Consider the following 12,352-nt stretch of genomic DNA (forward strand, 5'->3'; position numbering starts at 1 on the left):
CGCGCGCCGTGGCCCCGGTGGTGCTGTCGTGAGCTCCGAGTTCCACGAGGAGATCGAGCGCGGCGAACGCGGAGGCAAGGTGCACCAGGCCGTCCTGCGGCTGCGCGCGTGGTCCGAGCGCCATCCCGCGCTGCGGGTACTGCACAAGCTCATCGTGATCGTGCTGGGCGGTGTGCTGGGGCTCGCGGGGATCATCATGCTGGTCACCCCGGGGCCGGGCTGGCTGTTCATCTTCCTGGGCCTGGGGGTGTGGAGTACCGAGTTCGAGTGGGCGCACCGGCTCAACCTGCGCATCAAGCGCGCGGCGCTGCGGGTGTGGCGCTGGTGGTCGAACCTCCTGGCCGGGTGGCGCTACCGCCGGGCCCGGGACAAACCCCATGCGTGGGTGCAGGGACCGCGGCACATGCGTGCCACGGACCCTTCGACACGTCAGTGACCACGGCGACCGCTGCACGCGAGCCGCGGCACTGACGAGGGGCCGCCGTCGCGGGGGCCACGTCTCCGGACGGTAACCAGCCGACTCAGAGGGTCCCGAGGGCGATCTTGAGCATGCGCCGCACGGGTTCGGCCGCGCCCCACAGCAGCTGGTCACCCACGGTGAACGCAGAGATGTGCTGCGGTCCCATGGACAGGGTGCGGATGCGGCCCACGGGAATCTGCAGCGACCCGGAGGCGGCCACGGGGGTGAGGTCCCTCATGGTGTCCTCCCTGGTGTTGGGCACCACGGTGGCCCACTCGTTGTCCGCGTCCAGGATCCGCTCGATCTCGGGCACGGGGATCTCCTCGCGCAGCTTGAGGGTCAGCGCCTGGGAGTGGGAGCGCATGGCGGCGATCCGCACGCACAGCCCGTCCACCGGGATGGTGGTGTCCCCGGAGCGGCCCAGGATCTTGTTGGTCTCCGCCTGGGCCTTCCACTCCTCACGGGACTGACCGTTGCCGAGGTCCGCGTCGATCCAGGGGATGAGCGAGCCCGCCAGGGGCACACCGAACTGGGTGGTGTCCAGTTCCCCGCCGCGCTGGGCGGCGAGCACGGCGCGGTCGATCTCCAGGATCGCGGACGCCGGATCGGCCAGCTGCTCGGCCACGGTGGCGTTGAGGTCCCCGAACTGCCGCAGCACCTCCCGCATGTGGCGGGCACCGCCGCCGGAGGCCGCCTGGTAGGTCATGGAGGTGGCCCACTCCACCAGCCCGTTGCGGAACAGACCGCCCAGGCCCATGAGCATGCAGGAGACCGTGCAGTTGCCGCCCACGAAGTCCTTGACGCCCCGGTCCAGGGCGGCGTCGATGACGTCCCGGTTGACGGGGTCCAGCACGATCACGGCGTCGTCGTCCATGCGCAGCGTGGAGGCGGCGTCGATCCAGATCCCGTCCCAGCCGGCGGCGCGCAGCGCACCGTGGACGGCCGTGGTGTAGTCCCCGCCCTGCGTGGTCACGAGCACCGGGAGCTTGGCCAGCGCGTCGAGGTCGTGGGCGTCCTGCAGGGTGCCGGTGTCCCCGAGTCCCTCGATCCCCGGTGCCGGGCCTCCCGCGGCGGAGGTGGAGAAGAACACGGGGTCCAGCTCCGCGAAGTCGTTCTCGGCGCGCAGGCGGTCCATGAGCACGGAGCCGACCATGCCGCGCCAACCGATGAAACCTACGGCGGCGGGGTGTGAAGTCATGCCGCCCAGTCTAGCCAGGGCCCGTGCAGCGCCGACCCGCGCAGAGCGGCCTCCCGCCCCTGCCCGCGGTGGCGGGTGGGGAGGCCGTGGCCCGGACCGGGGGAGCCGGCGTGGGACGCCGCCCGGACGGGGCCGAGGTCGACCCGCACAGGACGGGGATGCCTGCGCGGGTCGCCCGGACGCGGAGCACACCCCGCCGAACAAGCCCCGGACCCGGGGGCCGGTGCCCCGGGTCTCAGCTCTCGGCGCGCGGATCCGGGGTGGTGGCCAGCAGGTCCCGGTAGGAGGGAAAACGGTCCATGAAATCCTGCACGTAGCTGCACGTGGCCCGGACCCTCGTGCCGCGCTCGCGGTACTCGTCCAGCACGCGGGTCACGAGCGTGCGGGCGTAGCCGCGGCGTCCGAAGGCCTCGGAGATGATGGTGTGCTGCAGGTCCACGGTGCCGTCCGGCAGCACCTCCACGCCCAGGAAACCGATGTACTGCCCGCCGTCCCACAGCTCGTAGCGGGAGTCGTCGTGGTTGGGCACGATCCGCAGCTCGGGGCTCGTGATGGTGCTCGGTGTGCTCTCGTCGCTCACGGGGGACTCCTCCACTCGGTGTGTGTGGGACATCACGCTACCCCACGGGGGTACGCGTCCACTCGTCGATCCGGAACCGGGTGCCGTTGCGCGCCTCCGTCCAGCCCGCCACCTCACGGCGGGACCAGGAGCCGTCCAGTGCGGGGGCGTGGGTGTCCCCGGTGACGTCCAGGTCCACGGTGGTCACCAGGGCCCGGGTCAGCGGCAGTGGACGGTGGGACACGGCCTCGCGCCACACGCCCGGCCCGCCGATCACCCACACCTCGCGGGCGGGCTCCTCGTGCTCCGGTCCGGGAGCCGGCAGCAGGGACACGGCGAGCTCCAGCGCCTCGGCGTAGGAACCCACGGCCCACACGCGCTCGCCGTCCGCGGGCACGGACTCGGGGCGGGACGTGATCACGATGTTCGGGCGTCCCGGCAGCGGGCGGAACTGCTCGGGGAAGGACTCCCACGTGCGCCGACCCATGATCACGGGGTGCCCGATGGTGGTGCGCGCGAAGAACTTCAGGTCCTCGGACAGGTGCCACGGGATCCTGCCGTCCACCCCGATCACGCCGTCGGGACTCTGCGCCCAGATGGCCCCCACCACGGTGCCGCCCGGGCCGATGCCGCCCGCGCCGGGGCCGCTCGCGGACGGGGCGCGAGCGGCGTCGTCGTCCGCCGGGGGCCGCGTCCGGGACGGGGCGGGGAAACGGTCCGCGCTCACACCGCCACCGGAGCCTTGATGCCGGGGTGGTGCTGGTAGCCCTCCACCGCGAAGTCCTCGAAGCGGTAGTCGAAGATCGAGTCCGGGCGGCGCGTGAGCCGCAGCGTGGGGTACGGGTAGGGCTCGCGCGCGAGCTGCGTGCGCACCTGCTCCAGGTGGTTGGTGTAGATGTGGCAGTCACCGCCGGTCCACACGAACTCGCCGGGCACCAGGTCGCACTGCTGGGCCACCATCACGGTGAGCAGCGCGTAGGAGGCGATGTTGAACGGCACCCCCAGGAACAGGTCCGCGGAGCGCTGGTAGAGCTGGCAGCTCAGGGCGTCCGGGCCGTCCTCGCGCGGCTGCACGTAGAACTGGAACAGCGCGTGGCACGGCGGCAGCGCCATCCGGTCCACCTCCGCGGGATTCCACGCCGTGACGATGTGCCGCCGGGAGTCCGGGGTGGTGCGGATGGACTCGACCACGCGCGCGATCTGGTCGATCGTCTCTCCGTGCCCGGCGGGCCAGCTGCGCCACTGCACGCCGTACACCGGGCCCAGGTCCCCGTTCTCGTCCGCCCACTCGTCCCAGATGCTCACGCCGCGCTCCTGCAGCCAGCGCACGTTGGAGGAGCCGGAGAGGAACCACAGCAGCTCGAGCGCCAGGGAGCGGAAGTGCACGCGCTTGGTGGTCAGCAGGGGGAAAGAGTGGCTGAGGTCGTAGCGGATCTGGCGCCCGAACACCGACAGCGTCCCGGTCCCGGTGCGGTCCGTCTTGGGCGTCCCGTGCTCCAGGACGTCCCGCAGCAGGTCCTCGTACGGTGTGGGGATCTCGGTCATGGCTCTCCTCTCACGACGCCGCTCGCTCGCGTCGCGCTGTCTGCGTGCGGGGGTCGCGGTGGCACCACCGCGCGGTGGTCAGTCGTCGAACGGGGAGATGATCTCGAACGCCACGGCGCGCGAGTGCTGGGAGCCGCGCGGCATGTGCAGCACGATCATCTGGCCCGGGCTCAGGTACGGGTCCGTGTTTGGCAGCTGCGCGGCCATCCCCGAGGGCATGTGCTTGGCGAGCACCTTGAGCACCGTGGGCAGCACCGGGCGGTGGGTGCACAGCACCACGGGCCGCTCGGTGTCGAAGAGCTGCTCCGTGACCTGTGCGGCCCGCTTGGGGTGGCGCTTGTGCGTGGCCTCGGTGAGCTGCGAGCGCTCCTTGACCTTCACGCCGTGCTTCTTGGCGTAGGGCACCACGGTGGACATGCAGCGCAGCCACGGTGAGGTGACCACGCGCTCGGGCTGCCACGCCGCGAGCAGCCGGGTCACGGCCAGGGCCTGCCGCTTGCCGGTGGCCGCGAGGGGGCGGTCCCCCTCGGCGCGCTGCCACGAGGAGCGGGGCTTGGCCTTGGCGTGGCGGATCACGATCACGGGGCGGGTGGCCAGGCTCGCCCGGGAGTGCAGCCGCAGCAGCTCGTCCAGGGGAGCGCGGTCGTCCGTGTTGGTGAGCATCTCCCGGGCCTGCTCCGGGGTCACCCACCTCATCACGTCCACCTCGTCGTCCTCGGGCACGGCGCGGGCGTTCGGGGGAACCTCGGCGGCCCAGTAGCGCACCAGCTTGTCGTGGCCGCGCACCTTGTACTCGGAATCCGCGAGGTGCACGCCCAGGGTGATGCGCAGCCCGGTCTCCTCGCGCAGCTCGCGCACGGCGGTCTCGGGCAGGGTCTCCCCGGAGTCCTGCTTGCCCTTGGGCCAGGACCAGTCGTCGTAGCGCGGGCGGTGGATCACCAGCACCTGCAGCTCGCCGTCCACCACCCGCCAGCAGAGACACCCCGCGGCGAGGATGTCGTACTTGCCCGTGGTGGTGTTCTTCGCCATGGTCTGCTCTCCGTGCTCAGAAGCTCATGCCCCACCCGCATGGGCGGGGCGGGGATCCGGTAACGATGGTAGTGGTGCTCAGCTGCGGTACATGACGTCCACGTGCCAGCGCTCGAAGCCCAGGGACTCGTACAGCGCCATGGCCGCGGAGTTGTCCGCGTCCACGTAGAGCATCACCTCGCAGAGTCCCTCCTGCGCGAGGTGGTTGATCCCCGCCGCGGTGAGGGCGCGCCCGAGTCCGCTGCCCTGCTGCTCCGGGTCCACGCCCACCGCGTAGACCTCCCCGAGCGCCGGAGAGTCCCCGGAGCCCGGGTGCACCTTGGTCCAGTGGAACCCCAGCACCCGGTCGGGGTCCTGCTCGGAGACCGCCAGCAGGAAGCCGCGGGGGTCGAACCAGGACTGCCCCTCGCGCTCCTGCAGGTCCCCGAGGGTGATCCGGCCCTGCTCGGGGTGCTGCGCGAACGCGCGGGAGTTGACGTGCAGCCACGCCTGCTCGTCCCGGCCCACCTCGAACGGGCGGATCCGCACGCCCTGCGGCAGGGAGACCTCCAGGGGGATGTCCTGCGCGCCGGATACCGTGCGCTTGAGCTGGAGCAGGTCCCGCACCGCGGTGAGTCCGTAGAGCTCCGCGAGCCGGCGGGAGGCAGGCTGGTCCCCGTGGGCCCAGGCCTCCACGGTGCCGTCCACCATGGCGCGCAGCTGGCCCGCGATCGCCGTGGCCACCCCCTGGTCCCGGTGCCCGGGCGCCACGGTGAGCTCCACCGTGAACGTGGACGCGGCGTCCTGCTGCGGCACCACCACCGCGGCGCCCACCAGCTCGTCCCCGTCGGTGGCCGCCACGCACGTGGCGCCCGCGCGCCCGGAGCGGATGTCCACGAGCGTCTGGTCCGAGAACGGGGGTTCGCCGTCCGCCGCGCGGGAGCGCTCGGCGAGCGCCACGAGCTCGTCGGGGAAAGGGATGCTGTCGTACGGGGTCACGGTCACGGACATGGGTGCCTCCTCGGCGTTCGTGCGGCGGTCCGCTCAGGCAGAGGGCTCCCTGCCCGCGGCGAAGTTGTACCCCACGTTACGCACTGTGGTGATCAGGTGCTCGTGGTCCGAGCCCAGCTTGGCGCGCAGCCGCCGGATGTGCACGTCCACGGTGCGGGTTCCGCCGTAGTAGTCGTAGCCCCACACCTCGGAGAGCAGCTGCTGGCGGGTGAACACCCGGCCCACGTGCTGCACCAGGAACTTGAGCAGCTCGAACTCCTTGAACGTGAGGTTCAGGGGGCGTCCCGCGAGCTTCACGGTGTACGAGTCCTCGTCTATGCTCACGGAGCCCGCGCGCAGCACGGAGCGCTCCGTCTCGGGCTCGGCGGAGACTGCGTGCGCGCAGGCGAGCCGCAGCCTGGTCTCCACCTCGGCGGGCCCGGCGCTGTCCAGCACGACGTCGTCCACGCACCACGACGCCGCCACGGCCGCCATCCCGCCCTCGGTCACGCACAGCACCACGGGCAGCGGGCGCTCCAGGGCGGACAGTGCCTGGGCCGCGTTGCGGGCTCCCACGAGGTCCGCAGTGCCGTCCAGCAGCACCACGTCCGGGCGGGCCGAGCCGCCGAGTGATCCGGTGGCGTCGAAGGAGTGCAGCACCACGGTGTGCGAGAGCAGCTCCAGGGCGGGCAGCGCCGTCTCCACCGCGCGGGCGCTGGGGCTGAGCAGGGCGATGTGGGACACGGTGGGATCCGCTCGGACGCGAGGTGGCCGGCCCCGGGACGGGTGCGGCCGATGACCGGGCCAGTATAGGGCGGGCCCGCCGCGCGGGACCGCGGGACCCGCACGGAGGGCCCGGGAGCGGCGTCGCCCCCGGGGAGGCCCGGGACGGTGGCGCCGCGGCGGCGTCGTGCCCGGGGAGGGGCGCCCGGAAGGGCGGCGGGGCGCGGGGCCTGGCCCGGGGCGGGACGCGGTGCGGCTACGCTGGCGGGAGGGCGCAGCGACCGCTGCCCGCTCGACAGCCAGGCCCGGAAGGACCAGCCCATGAAGTACGCGCGCATCGTCATCGCCGCCGTGGTGGCGCTGGTCCTCGCGCTCGTGGCCGGAGTCCTGGGCGGCTGGGCGCCGTTCGTGGTGTCCGTGGGCATGGCCGTGACCACCGGCGTGGGATGGCCCGCCGCCGCGGGGATCCACGCGCGGCGCCGGCACAACGTGCTGATCGCGGTGGCCGGGACGCTCGCGTGCCTGCTCGTGCAGCTCGTGCCCTCGCAGCGGCTCGTGTGGCTGCCCGCGATCATCGGCGTCTCGTTCATGGCGGTGTGCGTGGCCGAGCTGGTGCGCGGGGAGGGTGCCGAGCACCGTCTGGAGTCCGCCCTGGCCTCGGTCACGGGAGTGCTCGCGGCGGTGGCGTCCTCGGGGTGGATCGCGTTCTCCCGCGTGGCCCACGAGCAGGGACTCAGCGGCTGGCTCACGGTCGCCGGGGTGGGTGCACCCCTCACGGTGATCCTGGTGGTGGCGGGCGCCCGGGTGATCTCCGCGGCCCCCGAGCACCTGCAGCGCAGGGGCATGATCACCCTCGGTGTGACCCCCGTGGCGCTGCTCGGAATGGTGGCGGTTTTCGCCAGTCAGGTGCTGGCCTCCGTGGTAGCGTGAGACCATGCTTGCACTCGAAATCTTCTACCTCGCGCTCCTCGGTCTCGCGACCCTCGCCATCCTCGGAATCGGCGCCAAGGTCGTGTTCAGCCTGTTCAAGGGGCAGATGTAACTCGTGCCCATCGAGATCCCCACGGACCTGACCCCCGAACTCGTCCCCTTCGCGTGGCTCCTGGGCACGTGGGAGGGCAACGGCTTCATGGGGTACGGCGATGCCGAGCAGCGTGCCTTCCGGCAGCGCGTCACGTTCGAGCAGACCGGCCTCCCGTTCGTGATCTACCGCGCGCAGACCACGCTCCTCGACGAAGAGGGCGAGCCGCAGCGCGAGGCCACGTACGAGCAGGGCTTCTGGGAGCTCGCGCGACCGCGCGAGGACGGTGACATCGGCCCCGGCATGCTGCCCCCCGATCCCGTCCCCGTGCTCACCTCCGCGGAGGACGTCGAGAAGCTGCGCAACGCGGACGGCGGCTTCGACATCTCCGTGAGCATCCTCCAGCCCGGTGGCGTGGCGGAGCTGTACCTCGGGCAGATCAAGGGCCCCCGGGTGGACCTGCGCACCGACGCCGTGATCCGCGCCCAGGGCGCCAAGGAGTACCAGTCCGGCACCCGGCTCTACGGGCTCGTGAACAACCACCTCATGTGGGCCTGGGACATGGCCGCGGACGGCCGCGAGCTGGCCACCCACGCCTCGGCGGAGCTGACCAGGATCGAGCCCGCGGCCCCCTCCGGGTCGTGAGCGCGGTGCCGACCGTCCACACCTCCGCCCTGCTGGCCCGTCACGGTGCCGTGGCCGCCCACGGGCTGGACCGCGGCGTGGCCGCCCACTACGGGGATCCCGTGCACGAGCAGCGGGCCCTCGCCCGCGGCCGGGCCGTCGTGGACGCCTCCCAGCGCGGCGTCGTGACCGTCACCGGACCGGACCGGCTGAGCTGGCTCACCACGCTGTCCTCTCAGGTGCTCACCGGCCTGGAACCCGGCCGCGGCACCGAGACCCTGTTCCTGAGCGTGCAGGGGCGCATCGAGTTCGCCCCGCACGTGCTGGACGACGGGACCACCACCTGGCTCATCACCGAGGCGGACGAGGCCCCCGGTCTCGCCGACTGGCTCACCTCCATGCGCTTCGCCCTGCGGGTCGAGGTCCAGGACGTCAGCCGGCAGTGGGCCGTGCTCGGGGCCACCCGGGACCTCGGCGGACGCATGGCCGAGCTGCTCTCCGCGGGACCCGCCACGGAGGTCTCCCCGCACGACGCAGCGGGCGAGCCGTCCGTGACGTCCGCCCACGTGCTCGTGTGGCGGGATCCCTGGCCCGACGTGGCCGAGGGCGGTCACGGCTACGCCACCACCCCGGAGCACCCGGGGCGCTCCCGTGCGTGGTTCGAGCACCTCGTGCCGCTGGGAGCGCTGCCCGAGGTGGTGGCCGGTCTCGAGCGCGAGGGCATCGGTCTGGCCGGGTCCTGGGCCGCTGAAGCCCTGCGGATAGAGGCGTGGCGTCCCCGCTGGGGCGCCGAGACGGACGAGAAGACCATCCCCCACGAACTGGACTGGATGCGCACCGCGGTGCACCTGTCGAAGGGCTGCTACAAGGGCCAGGAGACCGTGGCCCGCGTGCACAACCTGGGCCACCCGCCGCGCCGTCTCACGTTCCTGGACCTGGACGGCTCCCAGCACACCCTCCCCGAGGCGGGCGCCACCGTGGAGGCCGGCGGCCGCGTGGTGGGTCGGGTGACGGCCGCGCAGCTGCACCACGAGGCCGGGCCCATCGCCCTGGCCGTGCTCAAGCGCTCCGTGGACCCGGAGGCGGTGCTCACGGTCCGCGACACCCCGGGCGCGGCCCCGGACGCGGAGTCCGAGCCCGTCACGGAGCAGTGGGCCGCGAGCCAGACCGTGGTGGTGCCCCCGGACGCCGGTTCGGTGGTCGGGCGCGCCCAGGGCCTCATGCGCGGGCCGCGCGGCACCGCGCGCTGAACCGCGCGTCCCGCTGACGCCGCACCAGCTCACCCCACGCAGACCTCGGCCCCCGGAGCAGATCCTCCGGGGGCCGCGGCGTGGGTGGAGCGGCGCTCAGCGGCCGAAGAGCTCCTTGGCCTCGTCGTAGCGGTCGCGCGGGACCGCCTTGAGACCGTCGAGGGCCTCGGCGAAGTCCACGCGCACCACGTCCGTGCCGCGCAGCGCGCACATCTTGCCCCACTGCTGCTCGGAGGCCATGGTGACCGCGGCGATGCCCAGGCGCGTGGCCAGCACACGGTCGAAGCCCGTGGGCGCGCCGCCGCGCTGGATGTGGCCCAGGATGGTGTTGCGGGTCTCGATACCCGTGATGTCCTCGATCTCGTGCGTCACGTACTCGCCGATCCCGCCCAGGCGCGGACGACCGGACGCCTCCACGCCCTTGCCGGCAATGGCCTCCTCCCGGTTGTCCGGGATGAAGCCCTCCGCCACCACCACGAGCGGGGAGCGGCCGCGGTCGTGGACCTCGCGGACCCACTCGGAGACCTGTTCCATGGACTCGCGGAACTCGGGGATCAGGATCGCGTGGGCGCCCGCGGCCATGCCGGAGTGCAGGGCGATCCACCCCACGTGGCGGCCCATCACCTCCGCCACCATGCACCGGTGGTGGGACTCGCCGGTGGTGCGGATGCGGTCCATGGCGTCCGTGGCGATGGAGACCGCGGTGTCGAAGCCGAACGTGTAGTCCGTGGCCTGGAGGTCGTTGTCGATGGTCTTGGGCACGCCCACCACAGGCAGCCCGGCGTCCGCGAGGCGCTTGGCGCCGGCCAGGGTGCCCTCGCCGCCGATGGCCACCACGGCGTCGATGCCGTTGGCCTCGAGCACCTTGGCGATGTTTTCCGGCCCGCCCTGGGGCCCGTCGAACGGGTTGGTGCGGGAGGTGCCCAGGATGGTGCCGCCCTGGCGGGCGAGCCCGCGCACGCTCTGGCGGGGCAGCTCCATGATGTCGCCCTCCACCACACCGCGCCAGCCGTCCCGGAAGCCCACGAAGTCGTGGCCGAAGGATTTGATGCCGTGCAGCACTGCACCGCGGATCACCGCGTTGAGTCCGGGGCAGTCCCCGCCGCTGGTCATAAGCCCGATTCGCATGAGTGGGTCAGCGCTCCTCTGTGCTGTCGCGTCCTACCTGACACCGTCCATCCTAGTGACCGTGGGGGCCGCGGGCCGGGTGCACACCCTCCTTCCGGGGAGTTTCCGCGCACCCCGGGTCGACGCCGCGCACCGCCGCCGTGCTCCGCGTCCCGGCGGCGCGGGGCCACTAGGATCGGAGCCGAGAACTGTGAACACGCCGTTCGCGACGTCAGGCCACCAGGAGGACCAGATGACCGCCCAGCAAGAACCGGCCCGTGAGAACCTGCGCGAGTTCATCGACAAGCTCGTGGACCAGGGCTACACGGTGCGGGACGGGCAGTCGCCGGACCCGGACCTCATCGACCCGGGGGGAAGCGCCGTGGAGACGTGGCGCGAGGGGTACCCGTACGACGAGCGGATGTCCCGCGAGGACTACGAGCTGGAGAAGTACCAGCTGCAGATCGAGCTGCTGAAGTTCCAGTACTGGGGCCAGGACAACGACCTCAAGCACGTGATCGTGTTCGAGGGCCGGGACGCCGCGGGTAAGGGCGGGACCATCAAGCGCTTCACGGAGCACCTGAACCCCCGCGCGGCACGAGTGGTGGCGCTGAACAAGCCCTCGGACCGCGAGCAGGGCCAGTGGTACTTCCAGCGCTACATCCAGCACCTGCCCACCAACGGGGAGATCGTGCTGTTCGACCGCTCGTGGTACAACCGCGGCAACGTGGAGCGCGTGATGGGCTTCTGCACGGACGAGCAGTACGAGGAGTTCATGCTGCAGGCCCCGGTGTTCGAGAAGATGCTCGTGGACTCCGGGATCCACCTCACCAAGTTCTGGTTCTCCGTGACTCAGCACGAGCAGCGCACGCGCTTCGCGATCCGTCAGATCGACCCCGTGCGCCGCTGGAAGCTCTCGCCCATGGACCTGGCGTCCCTGGACCGCTGGGAGGACTACACCGTGGCCAAGGAGGAGACCTTCCGCCGCACGGACACGGACCATGCACCGTGGATCACCATCAAGTCCAACGACAAGAAGCGGGCGCGTCTGAACGCCATGCGCTTCTTCCTCAACCAGTTCGACTACGAGGACAAGGACACCTCGGTGGTCTACCCGCCGGACCCGCTGATCGTGCGCCGAGGCCGTGACGCCGTGGACGACTGACACCCTCCGCAGCCCCGTCCGACCCCTTACGAGAGCCGCCCAGCCCGCCTGTTGCGGGGCTGGGCGGCCGCCGTCGTGTCCACGCTGTGCGCGGCCAGCTCCCACTTCGCGGTGGACCCGGCGGCCCCGGACCCCGTGCTGCTGGGGCTGAGTCTCGCGATCGCGGGCGCGGTGTGCGTGCTGCTGGCCGGGCGCCGGCTCGGTGCGGTGCGCACGGCGGGCGCGGTGGCGCTGAGCCAGCTGCCGTTCCACGCCCTCTTCTCCGCGGGCGGGCACGCGGCCCACGCGGCGGCGTCGTCCTCCGCGCACCACGCGCACACCGTGGCCGCCCAGACGACGGGCGCCCCGGGTGTGGAGCAGATCGCCGCGGTGACGGGCCATGGCTCGATGCGCTGGGCCCACGTGGCCGCCGCCGTGGTCACGTACGTGCTGGTCCGGCACGCGGAGGACGGCTGGTGGCGGCTCGTGCACGCCGCGGTGCGCGTGATCTTCACGGCCGTCCAGCTGCTGGTCCCGGCCCTCGTGCCGTGCCACGCACCACGCCCGGTGCCCCCGGCCTTCCTGCTGCCCCCGCGCACGTTCTCACTCGTGCGCGTCATCCGCCGACGCGGACCCCCTCTCCTCTCGATCTGAGCAGTCCACCACCGACGGCGCCCCCGGTCCGTCCCGGGGCGGTGTCGTTCCGTCCTGTCATCGAGAGGT

14 protein-coding genes are annotated in these 12,352 nt (G+C 72.4%); 6 read left to right on the plus strand and 8 right to left on the minus strand.

Annotation, left to right across the window (positions count from 1 at the left end):
* The first annotated feature begins 28 nt into the window (after positions 1-28).
* Positions 29-436, plus strand: a complete 408-nt coding sequence (locus DNL27_RS03470) for a PGPGW domain-containing protein (RefSeq protein ID WP_012397637.1) — start codon at positions 29-31, stop codon at positions 434-436.
* 85 nt (positions 437-521) lie between these two features.
* On the opposite strand, the gene asd is transcribed toward DNL27_RS03470, so the two are convergent.
* The 7 genes from asd to DNL27_RS03505 form a co-directional block, all read right to left on the minus strand.
* A complete protein-coding gene (asd, locus tag DNL27_RS03475; protein WP_012397638.1) occupies positions 522-1,658 on the minus strand; it encodes an aspartate-semialdehyde dehydrogenase in 1,137 nt (378 codons plus the stop codon).
* A 235-nt stretch (positions 1,659-1,893) separates the two neighbouring features.
* Positions 1,894-2,238, minus strand: a complete 345-nt coding sequence (locus DNL27_RS03480) for a GNAT family N-acetyltransferase (protein ID WP_050738091.1) — start codon at positions 2,236-2,238, stop codon at positions 1,894-1,896.
* A gap of 37 nt (positions 2,239-2,275) precedes the next feature.
* The gene (locus tag DNL27_RS03485; RefSeq protein ID WP_239494437.1) at positions 2,276-2,944 is read right to left on the minus strand and encodes a dihydrofolate reductase; all 669 of its coding nucleotides are present in this window, start codon (positions 2,942-2,944) and stop codon (positions 2,276-2,278) included.
* A complete protein-coding gene (locus tag DNL27_RS03490; RefSeq protein ID WP_012397642.1) occupies positions 2,941-3,762 on the minus strand; it encodes a thymidylate synthase in 822 nt (273 codons plus the stop codon). Before DNL27_RS03490 ends, DNL27_RS03485 begins: the two co-directional genes overlap by 4 nt.
* Before the next feature lie 78 nt (positions 3,763-3,840).
* Positions 3,841-4,791 (minus strand): NUDIX hydrolase, encoded by a 951-nt coding sequence (locus DNL27_RS03495; protein WP_112234719.1) that lies wholly within the window; start codon positions 4,789-4,791, stop codon positions 3,841-3,843.
* Between the two features lie 78 nt (positions 4,792-4,869).
* Positions 4,870-5,781 (minus strand): mycothiol synthase, encoded by a 912-nt coding sequence (mshD, locus tag DNL27_RS03500; RefSeq protein ID WP_012397644.1) that lies wholly within the window; start codon positions 5,779-5,781, stop codon positions 4,870-4,872.
* A gap of 33 nt (positions 5,782-5,814) precedes the next feature.
* The gene (locus tag DNL27_RS03505; protein WP_012397645.1) at positions 5,815-6,504 is read right to left on the minus strand and encodes a response regulator transcription factor; all 690 of its coding nucleotides are present in this window, start codon (positions 6,502-6,504) and stop codon (positions 5,815-5,817) included.
* 300 nt (positions 6,505-6,804) lie between these two features.
* On the opposite strand from DNL27_RS03505, the gene DNL27_RS03510 reads away from it, so the two are divergent.
* From DNL27_RS03510 to DNL27_RS03520, 3 genes are all read left to right on the plus strand, one after another.
* On the plus strand, positions 6,805-7,413 hold the full coding sequence (locus DNL27_RS03510; protein ID WP_041297297.1) for a hypothetical protein: 609 nt from the start codon (positions 6,805-6,807) through the stop codon (positions 7,411-7,413).
* Between the two features lie 115 nt (positions 7,414-7,528).
* Positions 7,529-8,149 carry an FABP family protein gene (locus DNL27_RS03515; RefSeq protein WP_012397648.1) on the plus strand — a complete coding sequence of 207 codons (621 nt, stop codon included), beginning with the start codon at positions 7,529-7,531 and terminating at the stop codon, positions 8,147-8,149.
* Positions 8,146-9,378 (plus strand): folate-binding protein YgfZ, encoded by a 1,233-nt coding sequence (locus DNL27_RS03520; RefSeq protein ID WP_112234721.1) that lies wholly within the window; start codon positions 8,146-8,148, stop codon positions 9,376-9,378. The genes DNL27_RS03515 and DNL27_RS03520 overlap by 4 nt, the downstream gene beginning before the upstream one ends.
* 96 nt (positions 9,379-9,474) lie before the next feature.
* On the opposite strand, the gene DNL27_RS03525 is transcribed toward DNL27_RS03520, so the two are convergent.
* Positions 9,475-10,506, minus strand: a complete 1,032-nt coding sequence (locus DNL27_RS03525) for a 6-phosphofructokinase (RefSeq protein WP_012397650.1) — start codon at positions 10,504-10,506, stop codon at positions 9,475-9,477.
* 232 nt (positions 10,507-10,738) lie between these two features.
* Between DNL27_RS03525 and ppk2 the strand changes: the two genes are divergently transcribed.
* Together ppk2 and DNL27_RS03535 are read left to right on the plus strand one after the other, a co-directional pair.
* Positions 10,739-11,650, plus strand: a complete 912-nt coding sequence (gene ppk2 / locus DNL27_RS03530; RefSeq protein WP_172599355.1) for a polyphosphate kinase 2 — start codon at positions 10,739-10,741, stop codon at positions 11,648-11,650.
* Between the two features lie 75 nt (positions 11,651-11,725).
* Entirely contained in the window at positions 11,726-12,283 is a 558-nt protein-coding gene (locus DNL27_RS03535) for a hypothetical protein (RefSeq protein WP_239494438.1), read from the plus strand.
* Positions 12,284-12,352 lie beyond the last annotated feature (69 nt).

The organism is Kocuria sp. BT304, assembly GCF_003290245.1.
Classification (GTDB): domain Bacteria; phylum Actinomycetota; class Actinomycetes; order Actinomycetales; family Micrococcaceae; genus Kocuria; species Kocuria rhizophila_A.